The following is a 20,824-nucleotide window of genomic DNA, read 5'->3' on the forward strand; positions in this document are numbered from 1 at the left end:
AGGAGGTTACAGAAGTTTGGCGCCTCGAAGCCAGGCGTCGAGAGGCGCGAGCGACGGGTGGTCGAGCGCCTTGCGAAGATAGGCGAACGTGCGCGGCATGTGTTTCATGTAAGCCGGCTTGCCGTCCCGCTGCATGAGCCGAACCCAGATCCCGACCAGCTTGCAGTTACGCTGCGCAGCCATGAGATGAAATTGCTCGATGAACGCGGCATCATCGAAGGGGCCGAGACGACGACGCTCGGCGATGTAGGCGTCGAGGATCGCCTGCCCGAGTTCCGGCATGATGGTCACGCGCGCATCCTGAACCAACGAGGCCACGTCGTAGGCCGTCGGGCCGATCATGGCATCCTGAAAATCGATGAGGGCAACGCGGTCGATGCCGGCTCTGTCGTCGCGCCAGAGAATGTTCGGTGAGTGGACGTCGCGTAGAAGGAGATGCGTCTCGCCGCGCTCCGACTGGTCCACGAGCCGATCCCAGACCGCCCCATAGCTTTCGCGTTCTTCCGCTGTGGCGGCGGTGCCGCGATGATGGGGCAGGAACCAGTCGAGAAGCAGCCGGGTTTCGATCTTCATGGCGGCGCGGTCGAACGCCGGAACAAGGTGAACCCGCCCCTCCGGGAGCGGTAGTCTGTTCATCACGGGTTCGCTGTGCAGCCGGGCCAGGAGGCGCGCTGTCTCGATATAGCGCTCGGCAATCGGCGCACCCTCCGTGTCGAGGATGCCATCCGTCCCGAGGTCCTCCAGAAGAAGGATGCCGGAATCGATGTCGTGGGCGCGGATTTCAGGCGCCGCAAAACCGCGCTCGCGCAGATAGAGGTCGATGGCGACAAACGCGCTGACATCCTCGGCGAGATGAGCGATCTGCTGATAGTATTTTCCGTCCTCGAGGATCGGGCCGGGAATGGTGCGGGGTGCATCCATCAGGATGAGGTCTGGCCCGGCAGGCCGCCGAATGCGCTCATAGCCGCGCACCGAAGCATCGCCGTTGAGATGGCGGCGGGAGACACCGCGAAGCCCGTGATCGTCGAGGAAGCTTCGGATCGACAGACTGCGGCGTATGCGAGACAGGGTCGATTCCCTGCCGGACAGAATGGCCATGCGGCCATCTCCGTCCTGTTCCAGCGCGAGAGTAATGCTCTCTCCCGGTAGGTAGCCGTCTGCCCGCTCGGGCCATTCGATCAGGCAGATGCCGTTCGATGCGAGTTCATCCAGTCCGAGTTCCAACACCTCGCTCGCGTCACCCAAGCGATAGAGATCAAAATGCGAAACAGGAACACGCAGATCATAGGACTGCACGAGCGTGAAGGTGGGACTAGGCACCTCCAGAAAGGGGTCGTCGGCGATGGCGCGGATGAGTGCACGGGCGAGGGTCGATTTTCCTGCGCCGAGGTCTCCTGAAAGAGCGACCACGTCACCGGATCTGAGCGCCAGCGCCAGATCTTCGCCCAGCATGATCGTGGCTGCTTCATCGGGAAGCGGCAGGCGCAGCATGTCGGTCATTCCGCTGCTTCGGCTTTCGCCAGCACGCCCGACGGGATGCGGCAGATGACTTCGGTTCCCGCGCCTTCCCGGGTCGCGATACGCACCTTTCCGTGGTGCAGGGTGATGAAGCTATCGACAATGGAAAGGCCGAGGCCGGCGCCGCCGCGCTGACCATGGCTTTCGAACCGATGGAAGACGCTTTCCAGCACGTCCTTGGGAATGCCGGGACCCCGATCGCTGACGGTGAAGACGAAATCGCTGCCCTCGCGCGCGCAGGACAGCCCCACGACGCTGCCTTCCGGGGCGAAGTTGGCGGCGTTCGTCAGAAGCTTGATGAAGATCTGCTTCAAGCGCTGGTGATCGGCAACGAACGTGCCGAGCATGTCCGGCGTGTCGATACGCAAGGTGACCGAGCTTTCCTGCAGACGGTCCGCCATCTGCTGTGACACTTCGTCGAGAAAATCCGTGAGATTGATTTCGCTGAGATCGAGCTCCACGATGCCGGCATCCACCGTCGCAAGGTCGAGAATATCATTGACGATGGTCAGAAGGAGCGACGAGGAAGTGGAGATGTGATCGACATACTCTGCCTGGCGCGGAGAAAGCTCGCCAAACGCGGGCGTTTTCAACAAGTCGGCAAAGCCGATGATGTTGGTCAGCGGTGAGCGCAGTTCATAGGACACGTGCTGGACAAAATCGTTCTTCAGCGAGTCGGCCATGCGCAGCGCTTCGTTCTTCTCCGTCAAAGCGCGCTCGACGCGCACGCTGTCGGTCGTATCGACGAAGGTCAGCATCGTTTGTGCGTTGGGGAGGGGAATAATGGCGACATCGAGAATAAGACCGGTGCGCAATTCCAACATGCCGCGGCTGGAAGGCCGCTCGTCGTCGAAGCTGGTAATGGCATGGGAAAACCGTTTCCAGCCGTCCGGCTGATCGTAGGAAACGGCGCAGGCCTGCTCGATGGCACGGATATGGGTGCCCGGCGCAACTTCGGTTTCGGTCACGCCCCAGAGCGCCCGAAACGCAGGATTGGAAAGTTTGATGCGCCCATCGGGGCCGAACACGGCCACGCCTTCGGACAGATGATCGATGGTTTCGCCCTGGACCTGCACCAGCGTGTTGTAACGGGTCTCCAAATCGACGCGCTCGGTGAGATTCTCGAATACCCAGGTCGCACCACCCTGTGGGCGCGCCGTTGCAAAGACGCGCAAGGTCTGACCGTTCGGCAGATGCCACATGTCCGTTTGGGTCTCGATCGCCTGATAGACCGAAAGGGCCTGTTCCTTCCACTGCTTCCAGCTGAGCTGCTCTGGGAGACGACCGCTTTCGCGCAGCTGGTCGAAGATCTCGCCGTTGCCGGGACGGCGGGCAAGAAAGGCGGTTTCGAGATTCCAGAGGGTCTGGAAAGCCTGATTGTAGAATTGCAGGCGCTGTGACCCATCGAAGGTCGCAACGGCCGTCGCCAGGTGATCGAGCGTCTCTGCATGGCTCTTCAGCGTACGGGACAGTTCTTCACGAACGGCCTCAATGGCGCTGACATCGTGCGCAATCCCGGCGGTGCCATAGGTGGTCTTTGCATCGACAACATCGAAAAAGGTCCGCTGGCCGCGGACGACGGTCGAGATCTTGTCCCGGAAGGGCGAGTCGTACGTGGCAAGCGCCTTGGCTTTTTCACGTGAAACCGTCGCCAAGAGCTCGCGCCCTTCCTGAACCACCACATCTGCGCTCGGGGCTTCCACGGCATCGCGATAGGCTTCATTGACCCAAGTGATCTGTCCGTCCCGGCCGCGCTGCCAGACCGGCATGTCCACGGCGTTCAGAAGCGTCTGCAGGCTTGCAAGATCACCGCGCAGCCGGTCGCGCTCGAGCGTCAGTTCGGCCAATTCCTCGCGCAGATTGTTCAGCGCCACGAAGCGCACAAAGGCGCGCCCCCCCGAAACACGTCCCTGTGCCTCGAGAATTTCATTGCGGTTTGTCTGCACGACGAGGTCGAAGCTCTCGGCGAAAGTGCGCAGGCGATCGATGGCTCGTTCAAGTTCGCTGGCAGACGTTGCCTTGATCCAGCGACCGAATGCCAGGAAATCGCGGTCGTCTTGTGGCGCGCCCGTCTCGGGCGGAAGCTGGCCAAGGAATTCCGGTTTTTCGGCCGGACCATCCCAGACCACGATGCTGCGGTTCTTGTCGGAAATCAGCGCTTGAAAGCGCGAGATGCTCTGGCGCGCATCGGCAAGCGCGGTCTTCAAATCGCGGTTGTCAGTCTCGACTGTGCTGCGCTGGCGAATGACCCAGACGGCAGAAATCATGGCGGCGGCAATGGCACCGGTCAGCAGCGAAAAGGTGATGATTTCGGAGGAATGAAAGACGTTCGTGACGCCTTCCGCGGCCATGGCCTCGCCGGAGAGAAGCCCCATGGCAGAACCGGCGGCAAGGCGGCGAAGGATCGAAGACAAGGGCATTCCGCGTCGAGCAGGTCGTCCGCCCACACGGGTTACGCCGGGTTCCGCAGGCGTTCGTCCGGCGTTCCAAGAAGCTTTCGTCATCGTGCCTGTCCCCGTTGCACGGTGCCCGGCTGGTCTCCGGCCAAAATGGCGAGAACCGTTGGACACACGTCCGCCGTCCATATGGCCTTTGACAAGGCCGCTGAACGAATATCGTCTTCTCCGGGATCGTTACGCGTTCATGCTTGCCCGCCGCTTACGGTGCACCGCGTTTCGTCCTGAAAACCAACGCTTTTTTCCACTCGGTCCGCGTCAGTGCCGCATCTTCGTCCCGAATCGATACAGGTGAGCATAGTCCCTACCCTTGGAGGCGGGAAGCAGGGAGACAAAAAAGAGGCCGTACGCTCTGCAGCGCACGGCCTCCTCATGGCTTTTTGGCGCGATGACTCCCGCCTTAGTAGCGGTAGTGATCCGCCTTGAACGGACCCTGCGGCGTCACGCCGATATAGGCCGCCTGCTCGTCGGACAGCGTTGTCAGCTTGACGCCGAGCTTGGCGAGATGAAGACGGGCAACCTTCTCGTCAAGGTGCTTCGGCAGGATGTGCACGCCGGCTTCGTACTGTTCACCCTTGGTGAAAAGTTCGATCTGCGCGAGCACTTGGTTGGTGAACGAGGCCGACATGACGAAGGACGGATGACCCGTCGCGTTGCCGAGATTGAGAAGACGGCCCTCCGAGAGAAGAATCATGCGGTTGCCCTTGGGGAACTCGATGAGATCGACCTGCGGCTTGACATTGTTCCACTTCAGATTCCGCAAGGCGGAAACCTGAATCTCGTTATCGAAATGGCCGATGTTCCCGACGATCGCCATGTCCTTCATCTCGCGCATGTGCTCGATGCGGATGACGTCCTTGTTGCCGGTCGTGGTGATGAAGATATCGGCGCTCGAAACGACATCTTCGAGCTGGACGACTTCGAAACCGTCCATAGCAGCCTGGAGGGCGCAGATCGGATCGACTTCCGTCACCTTCACCCGGGCACCCGCGCCCGACAGGGAGGCTGCCGAACCCTTGCCGACGTCGCCGTAACCGCAGACCACGGCAACCTTGCCGGCCATCATCACGTCGGTCCCACGGCGAATGCCGTCGACGAGCGATTCCTTGCAGCCATACTTGTTGTCGAACTTCGACTTGGTCACGCTGTCATTGACGTTGATGGCTGGGAAAGGAAGCAGCCCCTTGGCATGCAGCTGATACAGGCGGTTGACGCCGGTGGTGGTCTCTTCGGTGACGCCCTTGATCGCGTTGCGCTGCTTCGTGAAGAAGCCGGGTGTCGCAGCCAGACGCTTCTTGATCTGGGCGAACAGGATCTCTTCTTCTTCCGATCCCGGGTTCGACAGGACATCTTCACCCGCTTCGGCACGTGCGCCGAGCAGAATGTACATGGTGGCATCGCCACCATCGTCGAGAATCATGTTGGAGACGCCGCCATCGGTCCACTGGAAGATCTTGTCGGTGTAGGTCCAGTACTCCGTCAGCGTCTCGCCCTTGACAGCATAGACCGGAATGCCGGCAGCCGCGATGGCAGCGGCGGCATGATCCTGCGTCGAGAAGATGTTGCACGATGCCCACCGAACGTCGGCACCCAAGGCCACCAGCGTCTCGATGAGAACCGCCGTCTGGATGGTCATGTGCAGCGAACCGGTGATACGGGCACCCTTCAACGGCTTCGACGCACCAAACTCTTCGCGCGAAGCCATCAGGCCCGGCATCTCGGTTTCGGCGATCGTGATTTCTTTGCGGCCGAAGTCGGCCAGGCCGATATCGGCTACCAGATAGTCGTTGGTCGTGCTCATGGAGGCTCTCCGCTGGTGGCACGCCGGGTCGGGAGATGAAGGCTCGATGACCGCAGGCGCACTGATCTCGTTGCCCGGGCAGAGCCGGGGCGCGATCGTCCTCTAGCAGAAAATCCGTCTGCAGGCAACCTACATATAAAGACGTCTTTATATGTTTATATCCCTAGATCTCCTCGCCGAACCGGTCCCGCACCAAGGCATCAAGCGCTTCCAATGCTTCTTCTGCCTGATTGCCGCTTGCCGTGACGGAAATCGAACTGCCCGTGCTTGCAGCCAGCATCATCAATCCCATGATCGAAAGTCCGCCAACGGTCATGCCGTCCTTCGTGACATGGATCTCGGCATCGAAAGCCTCGACCGTCTGCACGAACTTGGCGGAGGCACGCGCATGAAGACCGCGCTTGTTGATGATCTGGAGGTCCCGCGACAGAGTCATGAAGGATTGCGTCCGTTATTTGCCACTGAGAACGCGGCTGGCAACGTTGATGTATTTGCGCCCGGCTTCGGATGCCTCCACCAGAGCCTTGTCCATGTCGCTCTCGCCCCGAACACCGGCCAGCTTGATCAGCATGGGCAGGTTGACCCCGGCGATGACCTCGACCGTGCCGCTCTGCATGACGGAGATCGCCAGATTGGACGGTGTACCACCGAACATGTCGGTGAGAATGATGACGCCATTGCCCTCGTTGGCAGCGATGACGGCCGTCAGGATGTCCTGACGCCGCTGGTCCATGTCATCTTCAGGGCCGATACACACGGTCTCGATGAATTTCTGCGGCCCTACGACGTGTTCGAGCGCATGACGAAACTCTTCAGCCAGCTTGCCGTGCGTGACAAGCACAAGTCCGATCATGTGTCTTTGCTCCAACTGCCTTTTCCCTTCGGCGGACGATAAACTTACCATGCCGCAATGCAACAATTTCAATCCGCCTTGGGGCGGTCATCTTGGCGAGGAAATGCCGGAGTGCAAGTCAAAAATCCTAAAACACGGATCACATGAGCAAAATCTGTGCAGACTGCGACATTTAAAGAGCTGAAAAACGGCTGAGTGCATCGAGCGGGTCAAGGCCCGGTAGAAGCGGAAGCCGGAGCAAGGGAAGCGTTGCAGGACCCGTCCGCCAGATCTCCGCCTCCGGTGCGACCCGGACCTCGAAGGGGGGCAGGACAGGCAGGACAGCAACGGAGAGAACGGCTGCCGGGACACACCGAAGCGGAATGGGGCCGACCCCGCGCAGCTCGGCAAGGCCCGCAATGCTCACCGGCGCGCGGGCAATGAGACGCCCGCCGCGCAGGCAGACCAAGACCTGATCATCCGAGACGAGAGCCGCGTTCCAGCCGCGACGCGCGGCGGAAGCAAGACAAGCAAGCGCGGCACTGGTTTTGCCCGTGCCAGAGGGGCCGACGAAGACATAGCCGATTGTGCCGATGACAATCGCGGTCGCATGGATGTTGCGAGGCACCGCGCCGTCGGCCATCACACCATCAGGGTTTGTTCGATCGCGTTCCGGCGCATTGTCGTCGGACATCATCGCGCCGGGCTCACGCCGCCTCGCCGACGGGCAGCGAAAGGATGAAGCGCGCGCCGGTGATCGTCCCGTGAGAATCCGTCATGTTTTCGGCCCGCAGCGTGCCGCCATGCGCTTCGGCGATCTGCCTTGAAATCGAGAGACCGAGGCCCGAATTCTGTCCGAAATCCTCGCCGTCCGGCCGGTCGGTATAGAAGCGCTCGAAGATACGGTCGATATCCTCGGCCTGGATGCCCGGGCCATTGTCCTCGACATAGACGATGCAGCGCGTGCGGTTGCGCGTCAGCCGTACGATGATGTGTCCGCCCTCTTCCGGCACGAAGGAACGGGCGTTCTCGATGAGGTTTGTGATAATCTGCCCGATGCGCAGTTCATAGCCGCTGACATCGAAGCGCGCCTTCGGGTTGTCTTTTCTCTCCACGACGAAGTTGAGCAGCACCGCCTTCTTCTTGTTGCGCACCTGTCGCGAGATATCGACGAGATCGCCGAGCAGCTTTTCGAGATCGACAATGCGCGCATCGCTGCGGGCAAGCTCCGCGTCGAGCCGCGAGGCATCGGAAATGTCACTGATCAGACGGTCAAGCCGGCGCACGTCATGCTGAATGACATCCATCAGACGCTTCTTGGAGTCGTCGCTGCGGGCAAGCGGCAGGGTTTCCACCGCACTGCGCAGCGAGGTCAGCGGATTCTTCAGCTCATGGCTGACGTCGGCGGCAAAATTCTCGATGGCGGCGATGCGATCGTAGAGCGCGCCCGTCATATCGCGGAGGGCCACCGAGAGATTGCCGATCTCGTCCTGTCGCGACGAAAAATCGGGAATTTCCTGACGCTCCTTGGCGCTGCCGCGGCGTACGCGGATCGCTGCGGCCGACAGGCGGCGCAAGGGATTGGCGATCGTGCTCGACAGAAGCAGCGACAGGATGACGTTGACGAGAGCGGCGACACCGAAGACACGGATAATCGCCAGCCGCTCGGCGTGGACGATCTTGTCGATATCGCCGGCTTGGGTCGAGAGAAGAAGGACGCCAAGAACGGCGCGGAAACGCTGCACGGGGACGGCAACGGAGACGATCAGCTCGCCCTGTTCCGTGACCCGGACGACCGCGCCGCGCACACCGGTCAGCGCGTTCATGACTTCGGGGTAGATCGATCCGTTGCCACCTGGAGGCTCCTTGTAGAGCGGCAGGTTGCCCGGCTGGAGCATACGGTTGTACCAGGTGTTGAGCCTGCCCGTCAGAGTCTCGTTCTCAGGCTCGATCGGCGGCAGATCGAAGCGCAGAACCTGCCCGCCGGTATAGAGATGACGGCTGTCGAGCAGGAGATCGGCGTCGGCATCGAAAAGACGGGCACGGGTTCGGGTGGGCGAAATCAGCCGCCGGAGCACAGGCGCAACGCGCTCCTGCGTGATCGGGAATTCCAGGTCTTCGTCGCGCGGCAGCGGCGTGATGCTCTGCCCCGCCTGCAGCTCGAGCAGCTTTTCGGGATCGATGGTGATGGAATTGGTGTCCACCGACGCCGAGGCTGCGATGGCACCTGCGATGATCTCGCCCTGCGTCAGCAGGCTCTCGACGCGGGCGTCGATCAGACCTTCACGGAACTGATTGAGGTACATGATGCCGCCGACCAACACGACGAGCGCCACGAGATTGAAAAACAGGATACGGCGCGTGAGGCTCGAAAAGACGGCATTGCCGAACAGGCGGCGGATCAGGGTGAAGGGATGCGCCCAGCGCCGGCCGGGGCGATACACCCCGTCCGCATCCTCGATCGCCGCATGCCTCGTGATATCCGCCACGTCTGATGCTCAGCCTCTCCCGCTCGCGCGCTGTTCAGGCCTCAGGCCGATTCGCGGAACCGGTAACCGACGCCATACAAGGTTTCGATCATATCGAAGTCGTTGTCGACCATCTTGAATTTCTTGCGGAGCCGCTTGATGTGGCTGTCGATGGTGCGATCGTCGACATAGACCTGCTCGTCATAGGCTGCATCCATCAGGGAGTCCCGGCTTTTCACGACACCGGGCCGCTGCGCGAGGGAATGCAGGATCAGGAATTCGGTCACCGTCAGCGTCACGGGCTCGTTCTTCCAGGTGCAGGTGTGGCGTTCCTGGTCCATCGACAGCTGGCCCCGCTCGAGCGACCGCGCCTGAATGTCGTCTTTCATCTTCTGCAGGCCAGCGGGACCGGCGGCAGCGGCTGCCTCCCGATTGGCCGAGCGGCGCAGGATCGCCTTCACGCGCTCGACCAGAAGGCGCTGGGAGAACGGCTTGGTGATAAAGTCGTCGGCGCCCATTTTGAGACCGAAGAGTTCGTCGATCTCTTCATCCTTGGATGTCAGGAAGATGACGGGGATGTCCGACTTCTGCCGAAGGCGGCGCAGAAGCTCCATTCCGTCCATGCGCGGCATCTTAATATCGAAGATGGCGAGTTGCGGCGGGCGCGCAAGGAGACCGTCGAGCGCAGAGGCACCGTCGGTGTAGGTTTCGACCTTGTAGCCTTCCGCTTCCAGCGCGATCGAAACCGACGTCAGGATGTTCCGGTCGTCGTCGACAAGTGCAATGGTCTGCATTGTATTCCGCTCCATCATATCTTCGCGCCTTCTCTCATCTGCCCGTCTCCTGCAGAGAGAGGCATTATCGACAGAGGCCGGCCAGAACAGACAGAACTCCGCATGGGGAGGTCGGCCGAGGCCGGCGCGCGTTCATGAGTATAAAGGTGGAACAAATTGTGGCGAAGCGAAAATGTTGCGCGGGCACAAGATGGGCGAAAGTCGATCTTCACCGACTCCAGCCCCTATTTTAACCTGTTACTTAAACCGATTGAAAATTGAATAATTTCCTTTAAATCGATTAATATATTGAATTTATTGGATTTTCCTGTGTCTTGCCTTGCGTTTTCGAGAACTCTCCCGCATGTTGCGGTCACGACACAACGCAGGGGAGCAGCGCTCATGAAAGAATTTGGCATTCGCAATCCGGATCTCGGGATCGCTACACTCGGTTTCAAAGACGTCGTCGCCGTGCGCTACAATCTGACGCCTGCAGAACTCTATGAAGAGTCCCTGCGTCTCTGCGAAGCACAGGTTACCGCAGACGGTGCGTTGCGTGCGCTGACCGGCCAGCACACCGGTCGCTCTGCCAAGGACAAGTTCATCGTGCGCGATGCAGACACGACCGACCAGATCTGGTGGGACAACAACAAGGAAATGTCTCCGGCGCACTTCGAAACGCTCTACAACGACATGCTTGACCATGCCCGCGGTCGTTCGCTCTATGTACAGGATCTGATCGGAGGCGCCGACAGTGACAACGCTCTGCCCACGCGCGTTATCACCGAATTCGCCTGGCACTCCCTTTTCATCCGTAACCTGCTGATCCGTCCGGATCGCGAAAGCCTGAAGACGTTCGCGCCGAAACTCACGATCATCGATCTACCCCATTTCCGCGCCGATCCGGCCCGTCATGGCTGCCGCACGGAAACGGTGATTGCCTGTGATCTCGTCAACGGTGTCGTGCTGATCGGCGGCACATCCTATGCCGGCGAAATGAAAAAATCGGTTTTCACGGCACTGAACTACTTGCTGCCGAGGGAGGGTGTCATGCCGATGCATTGCTCGGCGAATGTCGGTCCGGATGGCGATTCTGCGGTGTTCTTCGGTCTTTCCGGCACCGGCAAGACGACGTTGTCGGCCGATCCGAAGCGCACGCTCATCGGCGATGATGAACATGGCTGGGGCACGGATGGCATCTTCAACTTCGAAGGGGGCTGCTACGCCAAGACGATCCGTCTTTCGGCCGAAGCAGAGCCGGAAATCTTTGCAACGACCAAGCGCTTCGGCACCGTGCTGGAAAACGTGATCCTGGATGACGCCAGGGTTCCGAATTTCGACGACGGCTCGCTGACGGAGAACACCCGCTGCGCCTACCCGCTCGATTTCATTCCGAATGCCAGCGCAACAGGCACGGCCGGTCATCCCAAGACGATCATCATGCTGACGGCCGACGCCTTCGGCGTCATGCCGCCCATCGCCAAGTTGACCGCCGATCAGGCTATGTACCACTTTCTCTCCGGCTACACCGCCAAGGTTGCTGGTACGGAGAAGGGCGTCACCGAACCAGAGGCCACCTTCTCGACCTGCTTCGGCGCGCCGTTCATGCCACGGCATCCGAGCGAATACGGCAATCTGCTGCGGGAACTGATTGCAAGGCACGACGTGACCTGCTGGCTCGTCAACACGGGCTGGACCGGAGGCGCCTATGGTACGGGACGTCGCATGCCCATCAACGCGACACGCGCATTGCTGGCGACTGCGCTCGATGGTTCGCTGGCGGAGACAGAAATGCGCATCGATGCCAATTTCGGCTTTGCGGTTCCTGTCGAGGTCGCCGGCATCACGGGCGGTATTCTCGACCCGCGCTCGACCTGGGCAGACGGGGTGGCCTATGATGCACAGGCCAGAAAACTGGCCGACATGTTCGTGGCGAACTTCACCAAATTTGAAAGCCATGTCGATGGCGGTGTGCGGGATGCGGCACCGGGACTGGCGATCGCTGCCGAGTAGATGCGGACCCGAAACGCCGCATCCATGTTTTCACGTGAAACCCGGCGCTGACCAAGCGTCGGGTTTTCTCGTTCTGCCCGGTTTACAATGTTCTCAGAGCTGGAATAAACAGGGAACGAAAGGTGACGGAATGGCAAGCGACCCCCTCTATATCAGCGATCGGATCGTGATTGCCGGCTGGGAGCTGAGCGAACAGTTCGTGCTGGCAGGCGGCCCGGGTGGGCAGAATGTCAACAAGGTGGCGACAGCCGTTCAGCTCTTCTTCAATATTGCCGCATCCCCTTCCTTGCCGGAGCGCATCCGCGACATTGCCATTGGTCTTGCCGGTCGCAAGGTTTCAAAGGATGGCGTGTTGATGATCGAGGCCAATCGTTTCCGGAGCCAGGACCGCAACCGTGAGGATGCGCGGGAGCGGTTGAAGGCGCTGATCCTGAAGGCAGCCGAACCTCCACCTCCGCCACGCCGCAAGACCAAGCCGACCCGCGGCTCGGTCGAACGTCGTCTCAAAGCCAAAAGCGGACGCGGAGAGGTCAAGAAGATGCGCGGCCGGCCGGATGGCGAATAGAGAATGAAGACAGTCCGGCGATCTCTTTGACGAAACAACCCGTCGGCCGAAAGAGCTTTGATGAAATGGTGGCGGGAGACGTCATCACCGCGGGATGCGCCTCGACCGTCTGGCAGCAACGCACACAGGAGAAGGTCATGCTGGTCCTGCCAAAAGGCTTTCGCCACATTCCCGGCTTTCTGGATCGCGATCGACAGGAAGCTCTTGTCAGCGAGGTCAGGGACATTGTCGCTGCCGCGCCCTTCTACCGCCCGGCCATGCCGAAAACCGGCAAGGAACTCTCGGTGCGGATGACGAATTGCGGCACGCTTGGCTGGGTTACGGACAAGGCTCTTGGCTATCGCTACCAGCCGGTTCATCCCGTGACGCAACGGCCCTGGCCGGACATTCCGCAAAGCCTTCTTGATCTCTGGCAAACCATTGCCGGTGCCTCGAAGCCGCCGCAGGCCTGTCTCGTCAACTACTATGCGGAGACGGCCCGGATGGGGCTGCATCAGGACAAAGACGAGCAGGATCTTCAGACGCCTGTCGTTTCCGTGTCACTCGGCGATGCCTGCCTGTTTCGGGTCGGCGGCCGCGAACGCAGCGACCGGACGGTTTCGTTCAAGCTGTCGAGCGGCGATATCGTCGTGCTGGCTGGAGAAAGCCGGCTTGCTTTTCATGGCGTCGATCGGATCTACCCCGCGACATCAACGCTTCTGAAGAATGGCGGACGTCTCAACCTCACACTCCGCCGCGTCACGCCTTGAGAAACGGCTGGTAACGTGCCACCTGCAGGTAAGCGTCCTTGAACCCTGCCGGGTTTCGGAAATGATGCAAGCTTTGATAGCGAATCAAGGCGTCAATCAGGGAAGGCACATGCTCATAGACAATGCCATGGTGCTGGCCGCAGGGCTCGGAACGCGCCTGCGACCGATTACCGACACGATGCCGAAGCCGCTGGTGCCGATCGCGGGCAAGCCGATGATCGATCATGTGCTCGATCTTCTGGTTGATGCCGGTATCAAGACCGCTGCCGTGAACGTGCATCATTTCGCGGACCGCATGGAAGCCCATCTCCACGCCCGCGCTGCACCCATTATCCGCATTTCCGATGAACGCGATCGCCTGATGAACTCGGGCGGCGGACTTGCCAAGGGTCTCTCGCTCCTCGATGCCGGACCCGTGCTCGTCATGAATGCCGATCTCTTCTGGATCGGAGAGCCGGAGGGCCGCAGCAACCTCGTGCGACTGGCCGAGGCTTTCGATCCCGCGCTCATGGACATGCTGCTTCTCTGCGTCGAACTGGAGAAAACGACAGGACATGACGGCAAGAAGGATTTCTCGCTTCAAGCCGACGGTCAACTCGTGCGTTATGCCGAGGGGCTTTCCCGGCCGGTCGTTTATGCCGGCGCGATTGCCATGATGAGTTCGCTGTTTGACGATGCTCCGACGGATGCCTTTAATCTCAACATCTATTTCGACAAGGCGATCGCCGCCGGGCGGCTGTACGGTCTGATGCTCGAAGGCGAGTGGATCACGGTGGGAACGCCGGATGCCATCGGCAAGGCCGAAGCGCAGTTCGCGCGGCTGGCAGCCGGAAATTGAAAGGGAGTAGATCGTGACGCCAGCGCGACAGAACGTCTTGACGATCCCCGCCGGCGTTCCCTTTTTGAAGACGCTTGTCCATGCGATCTGCGACGGAACGGTCGTTCCGGACTACCGGTACGACCCAACAGACCCGCTGTCGCTTGCCGGCGTCACGATCTTCGTGCCCACCCGGCGTGCGGCGCGCGTGCTGCGCTCGGAGTTTGTCGATTGCCTTGGTGCCCGCTCGGCCATTCTCCCCGTTATCCGGGCGCTGGGAGAGACGGACGACGACAGCGGCTTCTTCGATGCCGAGATTCCTGCCGTCCTTGATCTTGCGCCGCCGCTGACCGGCCCGGCTCGGTTGATCGAGCTGTCGCGGCTGATCCTTGCCTGGCGTAACACTTTGCCGCGCATCGTGACCGAGCTTCATGGCGATAGCCCACTGATCGCCCCGGCCAGTCCGGCCGATGCCCTTTGGCTTGCCCGAAACCTGGTACAGATCATTGACGACATCGAGACGGAGGATCTGGACTGGACGAGCCTGAGCTCGCTTGATGCGAGCAACTATGCGCAGTGGTGGACGCTGACGCTCGAATTCCTGGAGATCGCCAGCCAGTTTTGGCCGGCGCGGCTTACAGAACTCAGCCGCTCCTCGCCCGCGCGTCATCGCAACGCCGTGCTCGAGGCCGAAAGTCACCGGATTGCGGCGGGCGCCATAGACGGTCCGATCATCATCGCGGGTTCGACCGGTTCCATTCCTGCGACTGCCCGCCTCATCCTTGCCGTGCAAAAGCTGGCCCAGGGCGCCATCGTGCTCCCCGGGCTGGACGGGACCATGACGGAACCGGACTGGAACCTGATTGATCCGCCACTCATGGACACTGCGCGCCGCGACGATTCCGCCAGTCGTAGCCATCCGCAATATGGATTCGTGCGACTTCTGCGACGAATGGGCATTTCCCGGTCGGAAGTTATTTCGATCGGCACCGTCGAAAATGATCTTGCCGACCGTGCAGAAACATTGTCGCACGCCTTCCTGCCGGTCGAGGCGACCAGTTCCTGGGACCGTGTCAGACGGTCGCTCGATGCCCGACGCGTCGAGGCAGCGTTTGCGGATGCAGCCCTGATCGAGGCCGTCAACGAGCGCGAAGAGGCAACAGCCATCGCGCTTTCCTTGCGGTTGGCCTTGCAGAAGGACGAGGAATGCCAGGCTGCACTGATCACGCCCGACCGCGATCTCGCGCGTCGGGTCGCCGCGGAGCTGCAGCGCTTCGGCATCGAGGCGGACGACTCCGCGGGAACGCCGCTCGCATCCACCCCCCAAGGCACACTTCTGCGTCTTATGCTCGATGTCGCATTGCGCCCTGGAGATCCCGTCGCCATCACCACGCTGATCAAGCACCCGCTTGCCCGCTTCGGTCTTTCCGCCGAGCGTTTTCGGCCGGCGGCAACGCTCTTGGAATTGCTGGCTCTGCGTGGAGGCACGGCACCGGCCGACATTGCCGATCTCCGGCCCCTGCTTGACGAGGCAGCTTTGAGCCGGCGGGCTGACCGCCATGCACCCGAATGGCTGACACAGGTGACGGATGCGGACATCGAAGAGGTCCGCTTCGCAGCTGGCGCCATTGCCGCAGCTGTCGAGCCCCTCGTTTCCATGCTGGTGCGGCGACGAAAGGGCAGTGGCGGCTTCAGCACCTCGCTGACCCTTGCGGAGTGGGCCGAGCGGACCGGCCGGGCGCTGGAAGGCATCGCCATGACCGAGACGAGCGATCTCGGAGCCCTCTGGTCCGGCGAGGCTGGCGAGGCTCTAGCCGACCTGCTGCGCGCCGTCATCGAGGCGGACGGACAGATCGAGGCCGATGGGGGACAATGGTGCGAGGCGGTCGAGGCGCTGATGGCCGGGTCTGCCGTCAAGCCACGGGCCATGCGGCACCCCCGGGTCTTCATCTTCGGGGCCCTGGAAGCGCGACTCCAGAGTGTCGATCTTGTTGTGCTTGGCGGCATGAACGAAGGAACATGGCCGGGACAGACGGCAAACGATCCGTTCCTGTCACGCAGCATGAAGACCGGCATCGGCCTGGAACCACCGGAGCGGCGTATCGGCCAGCTTGCCCACGATCTGCAGATGGCCTGCGGCACGCGCCGTCTCGTGTTCAGCAGATCCTTGCGAAAGGGCGCGACCCCGACCGTCGCCTCACGTTGGCTGCAACGTCTCCTTGCCGTCGGGGGCAAGGATCTCGGTCAGCGCCTGCGGGAGAACGGACGAGACCGTCTGCGCTATGCCGCCCTGCTCGACGCGCGGCCGGACACGCCGCTGGCGCGTCGACCCGAGCCCAAGCCGGATTTCGCCCTGCAGCCGCAGCGCTATTCCTTCAGTGAGGTCGGACGGCTGCGCCGCGATCCCTATTCCGTCTATGCGCGGCGCATCTTGCGTCTCCAGCCGGTAGACGGGTTCAATGCGGACCCAGGCGCTGCCGAACGCGGCACGATCTACCATGCCATCGTTGAGCGGTTCGCCAAGAGTGACGTCGATCCCGCGAGTCCCGAAGCCTCGATGATCATGACGAAGCTGATCGATGAAGCCTTCGACGAACAGCACCTGCCCGTTCATATCGACGTGATCTGGCGGCCACGCTTTGCCGCTGTCGGACGCGCCTTTATCGATTGGGAGATCTCCCGAAAAGATAACATCCGGCAATCCTTCCTGGAGCGCTACGCCAGATTCAAGGTCGGCGTTGCCGACATCGAGCTGACGGGTATCGCAGACCGCATCGACATCGGCCCAGATGGCGCGGCGGTGATCGTCGACTATAAAACCGGCGCCAGCCCTTCGGTAAGGGAGGCTCGCGCACTGCTCGATCCGCAACTTCCGCTCGAGGCAGCCGCGTTGAAGGCCGGTGCCTTCAAGGAGGTCGGCAAGCGACACCCCTCCTCCCTCCTCTACGTCCGGCTGAAACCCGGAGATCGGTTCGACGTGGACGAAGTCAACAATGAGGGGCGTGCGAAAGGCGACGTCGAGCCGAAGACCGCGGAGATGCTGGCGGACGAATCACTTGCCCAGTTCACCGGCCTGCTTCGGGCACTACAGGTCGGACAGCGTGGCTTCGCCTCGCGCGTGATCGTTCAGAAGGAAAAGTCGTACGGCGGCGAGTATGATCATCTGGCGCGTGTGGCCGAATGGTCCACTGCCGATGGTGAAGAGGAGACAGGGGATGCCTGATGACCTCGAACCGGTGAGCGAATCTGCCGTTGACTGGCTGGACTGGACGACGCAGCAGCAGGCACTCGCCTCCGACCCGAACCGATCGGCCTGGGTGTCGGCCAACGCCGGATCAGGAAAAACGCATGTTCTGACACAGCGCGTCATCAGGCTGCTGCTCTCGGGATGCCGCGCCTCGGCCATTCTCTGCCTGACCTACACAAAGGCGGCGGCAGCCGAGATGTCGAACCGCGTGTTCGAGCGTCTCGCGGAATGGGTGACGCTGGACGATGCGACGCTTTCGGCAAGGATCGAGGCGCTGGAAGGGAAGGCACCGAGCGCTGCCACCATCGCCGAAGCCCGGCGTCTGTTTGCGCGTGCGCTGGAAACACCGGGTGGGCTGAAGATCCAGACCATTCATGCTTTTTGCGAAGCGCTGCTGCATCAGTTTCCGCTCGAGGCCAATGTCGCCGGGCATTTCTCCGTGTTGGACGATCGAACCGCGACGATCCTCCTGGCCGACGCACGCCGCCTTCTCCTGACCGCTGCCGCAACGGAAGGCGATCCGGTGCTGACCGGCGCCTTCGAAACCGTCCTGTCATTGGCTGACGACGCCGGGCTCGAAAGCCTGCTTTCGATGATTGTGGCCAATCGCACCGCACTTCAGGCGTTCTTCAGCGAAGCCGAACAGCACGGCGGCACGGAAATTGTTCTTCGCGAGGCTCTGGGCCTGGAGGCGGAGGAGACAGTCGATCACGTCGTTGCGCAGTTCTGGCCGCTGGCCGGCCTCAATGGTGCGGATCTCACGCGCTATATCGACCTCTGTCGGACGTCGGGCGGCGCAAAGGTCCGCAGCTTTGCCGATGGGCTTGCAGCCGTTGCGGAGTTGACGACACCGCTCGAGCGCTACCAAGCCGTTCGGAACCTGTTCTTTTCGGGATCGTCAGGCAAGCCGCTTGCGATGTCCGGATTTTTTTCTGCGCCCTTGCGCAAGGCGGCGCCTGATCTGGAAGACAAGATGCAGGCCGCCTATGACGCCGTCCTGTCGCTTGCCGACAGATTGGCGCTTCTGCATATGCTCGAGGCGACACAAGCCGCCCTGGTGCTCGCCGAACGGCTTACCCAGGATTACGAGGACATCAAGAAAAGCCGCAGCCAGCTGGACTTCGACGACCTGATCAACCGCACCGCGCGTCTGCTGACGCGGTCCGATGTCGGCGCCTGGGTGCATTACAAGCTGGACCAGGGCATAGACCATATCCTGGTCGACGAAGCGCAGGATACGAGCCCGGTGCAGTGGTCGATCATCCGGTCCCTCGCCGAGGATTTCTTTACCGGCGACAGCGCCCGCGGCCGCCATCGGACCCTCTTTGCTGTCGGTGACGAAAAGCAGTCGATCTACTCGTTTCAAGGCGCGCGGCCGGAGCGCTTCTCGGAGGAGGAGCGCGAAGCAAGACGTCGAATCGACGCCAGTGGTCTCGCCTTCAGCCCTGTCCGGCTGCAGCTTTCCTTCCGGTCGACCGAGGACGTGCTGTCCGCCGTCGACAGCGTGTTTCGCGAACCTGCTCATGCGCGCGGGCTCAGCGCCCGCAACGAGCCCGTGGTGCACGCCTCCAACCGCGTCGGCCATCCCGGTCTGGTCGAAATCTGGGATGCGATCGCGCCGGCGCCAAGCCTTGAAGAGGAGGACTGGACCGCGGCCTTTGATGCCACGCCGGAAAATGCGCCGGCGAACATTCTGGCCGAGCGGATCGCGGCGACGCTTGCCAGCTGGATCGGAACCGAGACCATCATCGAGAAGAACACGCGCCGTGTCATGCGCCCGGGGGATGTGATCGTCTTGGTGCGCAAGCGCGATGCCTTTGTGAACGCGCTCATGCGCGCTTTAAAGACGCGCCACGATATTCCCGTGGCTGGCGCAGACCGGCTGGTGCTGACGGCGCACATAGCCGTGCAGGATCTGATGGCACTTGGCCGGTTCCTGCTTTTGCCGCAGGACGACCTGTCCCTGGCCGCCCTCCTGAAGAGCCCGCTTTTTGCCGTGACCGAGGAGATCCTGGCAGACGCCGCTACCTTGCGACCCCTCGGCCAGAGCCTCTGGCATGCGCTCGCGGCATCGGACGTTCCGACCCTGAAGCCCGTGGTGGCCCGGCTGACGACCTACCGGATGCTCGCAGATACCCTCTCCGTGCATGATCTTTATGCACGTCTGCTCGGGGCAGATGGCGGGCGCGCCGCGTTTCTGTCGCGGCTCGGCAGTGAGGTCAGCGATATCCTGGATGAATTTCTGACCTTCTGCCTTGATCACGAAGCCAATGGGCTTCCCGGGCTGCAAAGCTTCATCTCCGGTCTCGAACTGGAAGCGCCGACGATCAAGCGCGAGCAGGACAAGGAGCGGAACGAGGTTCGCGTCATGACCGTTCACGCCGCCAAGGGTCTGGAGGCACCGGTGGTCTTTCTTGTCGACGGCAGCGGCAAGGCTTTCAACAATCAGCATGTTCCGGCCCTTCGCATGGTGCCGTCGCCGCGCGGCCGCAGTTCTGATGGAGAGACGCTGACCGTCCCCGTTTGGCGGCCACCCCGGGCGCCGTCCAACAGCCTCATCGACAGCGATACCCAACGCCTGAAGGCCAGCGCCGAGGAGGAGTATCGCCGGCTGCTCTACGTCGGAATGACGCGCGCGGCCGATCGCCTGATCGTGTGCGGCTATCGCGGCAAGCTCGACAATCCCGAAAGCTGGCATGCCATGGTCAAGGCCGGCCTTGCAGCAGATGCGGAAGGCCGTTTGATGCCTGCCGATTTTTCCGTGGGTGAACTGCAATGGAGCGGTGCGCGCTGGCAGGCTCTGACGAAGCGGACGGATCTCGACATCGAAGCCGTCACGCGCGAGACTGCTGCCGATGCTGTCGGGGACTTGCCGCCCGCGCTCCTCGAGCCGCTGCCCCCGCAGCGTCACCTTCCCCGCCCTCTGAGCCCTTCCGGAGCCGGCTTCACGGTTGAGGCGGATGCGGCGGACACCACGATGGGCTCCCGCCTTTTCCCTGACGACCGACGGACCGGTCCGTCCCTGTTGCGCGGTGCGGTCCTGCACCGGCTGCTGCAGGTCCTGCCTGCGCGGCCGCAGCAGAATCGCGAGAGCGATGCCGCCCTCTACCTGTCGCGCGCCGTCCCTGGCTGGAGCGACAAGCAGCGGTCGGACATCGTGCACTCCGTTCTCGCCGTTATCGAGGATCCTGCGCTTTCCGTGCTGTTTTCCGCCAGCAGCCGCGCAGAAGTATCGATCATGGGCACTCTACGGCTCGGAGCCCGCGACCACGCGGTCTCCGGGCGAATCGATCGTCTGGCCGTTGCCGACAACGCTGTCGTGATTGCCGATTTCAAGACGAATCGCACAGTTCCCGACGATGTCGGCGCCGTGCCCTTGGTGTACCGGACGCAGCTAGCGATCTATCGGGAAATCCTGCGGCCGCTTTATCCCTCGCATCGTTTCCGCTGCATCCTGGTTTTCACCGAGGGCCCGCGCGTAATCGAGGTGCCCGATGCGCTTCTCGATGCCGCGCTTGTGGACCTCGCGACAAAATGAGATAGGGGACATTGAAATTGACCGTCTGGATCATCACATCCTGGACA

General features: G+C 61.7%; 14 protein-coding genes. 6 read left to right on the forward strand and 8 right to left on the reverse strand.

Annotation, left to right across the window (positions count from 1 at the left end):
• Positions 1-6: 6 nt before the first annotated feature.
• The 8 genes from tsaE to ASG25_RS18030 all read right to left on the reverse strand — a co-directional run bounded on the left by tsaE (position 7) and on the right by ASG25_RS18030 (position 9,869).
• Entirely contained in the window at positions 7-1,500 is a 1,494-nt protein-coding gene (gene tsaE / locus ASG25_RS17995) for a tRNA (adenosine(37)-N6)-threonylcarbamoyltransferase complex ATPase subunit type 1 TsaE (RefSeq protein WP_062477249.1), read from the reverse strand.
• A complete protein-coding gene (locus ASG25_RS18000; RefSeq protein ID WP_062477252.1) occupies positions 1,497-3,938 on the reverse strand; it encodes a PAS domain-containing sensor histidine kinase in 2,442 nt (813 codons plus the stop codon). The genes tsaE and ASG25_RS18000 overlap by 4 nt, the downstream gene beginning before the upstream one ends.
• 436 nt (positions 3,939-4,374) lie before the next feature.
• Entirely contained in the window at positions 4,375-5,775 is a 1,401-nt protein-coding gene (ahcY, locus tag ASG25_RS18005) for an adenosylhomocysteinase (RefSeq protein ID WP_062477255.1), read from the reverse strand.
• A gap of 163 nt (positions 5,776-5,938) precedes the next feature.
• Positions 5,939-6,211, reverse strand: coding sequence for an HPr family phosphocarrier protein (locus ASG25_RS18010; protein WP_062477258.1), 273 nt, complete (start codon positions 6,209-6,211; stop codon positions 5,939-5,941).
• Between the two features lie 15 nt (positions 6,212-6,226).
• Positions 6,227-6,628, reverse strand: coding sequence for a PTS sugar transporter subunit IIA (locus tag ASG25_RS18015; protein ID WP_062477263.1), 402 nt, complete (start codon positions 6,626-6,628; stop codon positions 6,227-6,229).
• Between the two features lie 172 nt (positions 6,629-6,800).
• Positions 6,801-7,304 (reverse strand): HPr kinase/phosphorylase, encoded by a 504-nt coding sequence (locus ASG25_RS18020; protein WP_244475124.1) that lies wholly within the window; start codon positions 7,302-7,304, stop codon positions 6,801-6,803.
• 10 nt (positions 7,305-7,314) lie between these two features.
• Positions 7,315-9,051 (reverse strand): sensor histidine kinase, encoded by a 1,737-nt coding sequence (locus tag ASG25_RS18025; protein ID WP_156379652.1) that lies wholly within the window; start codon positions 9,049-9,051, stop codon positions 7,315-7,317.
• An 86-nt stretch (positions 9,052-9,137) separates the two neighbouring features.
• Positions 9,138-9,869 carry a response regulator transcription factor gene (locus tag ASG25_RS18030; protein ID WP_092935839.1) on the reverse strand — a complete coding sequence of 244 codons (732 nt, stop codon included), beginning with the start codon at positions 9,867-9,869 and terminating at the stop codon, positions 9,138-9,140.
• Between the two features lie 381 nt (positions 9,870-10,250).
• Here ASG25_RS18030 and ASG25_RS18035 point away from each other — a divergent pair, with 381 nt between their 5' ends.
• The 6 genes from ASG25_RS18035 to addA all read left to right on the forward strand — a co-directional run bounded on the left by ASG25_RS18035 (position 10,251) and on the right by addA (position 20,777).
• Positions 10,251-11,861 (forward strand): phosphoenolpyruvate carboxykinase, encoded by a 1,611-nt coding sequence (locus ASG25_RS18035; RefSeq protein ID WP_062477272.1) that lies wholly within the window; start codon positions 10,251-10,253, stop codon positions 11,859-11,861.
• A gap of 130 nt (positions 11,862-11,991) precedes the next feature.
• The gene (gene arfB, locus ASG25_RS18040; RefSeq protein ID WP_062477275.1) at positions 11,992-12,426 is read left to right on the forward strand and encodes an alternative ribosome rescue aminoacyl-tRNA hydrolase ArfB; all 435 of its coding nucleotides are present in this window, start codon (positions 11,992-11,994) and stop codon (positions 12,424-12,426) included.
• A gap of 137 nt (positions 12,427-12,563) precedes the next feature.
• Positions 12,564-13,175: an alpha-ketoglutarate-dependent dioxygenase AlkB gene (locus tag ASG25_RS18045; RefSeq protein WP_062478033.1), complete on the forward strand. Its 612-nt coding sequence runs from the start codon at positions 12,564-12,566 to the stop codon at positions 13,173-13,175.
• A 109-nt stretch (positions 13,176-13,284) separates the two neighbouring features.
• The gene (locus ASG25_RS18050; RefSeq protein WP_062477278.1) at positions 13,285-14,013 is read left to right on the forward strand and encodes a nucleotidyltransferase family protein; all 729 of its coding nucleotides are present in this window, start codon (positions 13,285-13,287) and stop codon (positions 14,011-14,013) included.
• Between the two features lie 13 nt (positions 14,014-14,026).
• Positions 14,027-17,215 carry a double-strand break repair protein AddB gene (gene addB / locus ASG25_RS18055; RefSeq protein WP_062477281.1) on the forward strand — a complete coding sequence of 1,063 codons (3,189 nt, stop codon included), beginning with the start codon at positions 14,027-14,029 and terminating at the stop codon, positions 17,213-17,215.
• Positions 17,208-20,777 carry a double-strand break repair helicase AddA gene (gene addA / locus ASG25_RS18060; protein WP_062477284.1) on the forward strand — a complete coding sequence of 1,190 codons (3,570 nt, stop codon included), beginning with the start codon at positions 17,208-17,210 and terminating at the stop codon, positions 20,775-20,777. Before addB ends, addA begins: the two co-directional genes overlap by 8 nt.
• The last annotated feature ends 47 nt before the right edge of the window (positions 20,778-20,824 follow it).

The sequence above is a fragment of the Rhizobium sp. Leaf384 genome, assembly GCF_001424065.1.
Taxonomy (GTDB): Bacteria; Pseudomonadota; Alphaproteobacteria; order Rhizobiales; family Rhizobiaceae; genus Ferranicluibacter.

What these genes read in the sequence shown, in the direction of transcription:
- ahcY (WP_062477255.1), bottom strand. Translation starts at nt 5,775, where the DNA reads ATGAGCACGACCAACGACTATCTGGTAGCCGATATCGGCCTGGCCGAC.
- tsaE (WP_062477249.1), bottom strand. Translation starts at nt 1,500, where the DNA reads ATGACCGACATGCTGCGCCTGCCGCTTCCCGATGAAGCAGCCACGATC.
- ASG25_RS18020 (WP_244475124.1), bottom strand. Translation starts at nt 7,304, where the DNA reads ATGATGTCCGACGACAATGCGCCGGAACGCGATCGAACAAACCCTGAT.
- ASG25_RS18015 (WP_062477263.1), bottom strand. Translation starts at nt 6,628, where the DNA reads ATGATCGGACTTGTGCTTGTCACGCACGGCAAGCTGGCTGAAGAGTTT.
- ASG25_RS18030 (WP_092935839.1), bottom strand. Translation starts at nt 9,869, where the DNA reads ATGCAGACCATTGCACTTGTCGACGACGACCGGAACATCCTGACGTCG.
- arfB (WP_062477275.1), top strand. Translation starts at nt 11,992, where the DNA reads ATGGCAAGCGACCCCCTCTATATCAGCGATCGGATCGTGATTGCCGGC.
- ASG25_RS18000 (WP_062477252.1), bottom strand. Translation starts at nt 3,938, where the DNA reads ATGCCCTTGTCTTCGATCCTTCGCCGCCTTGCCGCCGGTTCTGCCATG.
- ASG25_RS18050 (WP_062477278.1), top strand. Translation starts at nt 13,285, where the DNA reads ATGCTCATAGACAATGCCATGGTGCTGGCCGCAGGGCTCGGAACGCGC.
- addA (WP_062477284.1), top strand. Translation starts at nt 17,208, where the DNA reads ATGCCTGATGACCTCGAACCGGTGAGCGAATCTGCCGTTGACTGGCTG.
- ASG25_RS18045 (WP_062478033.1), top strand. Translation starts at nt 12,564, where the DNA reads ATGCTGGTCCTGCCAAAAGGCTTTCGCCACATTCCCGGCTTTCTGGAT.
- ASG25_RS18035 (WP_062477272.1), top strand. Translation starts at nt 10,251, where the DNA reads ATGAAAGAATTTGGCATTCGCAATCCGGATCTCGGGATCGCTACACTC.
- ASG25_RS18010 (WP_062477258.1), bottom strand. Translation starts at nt 6,211, where the DNA reads ATGACTCTGTCGCGGGACCTCCAGATCATCAACAAGCGCGGTCTTCAT.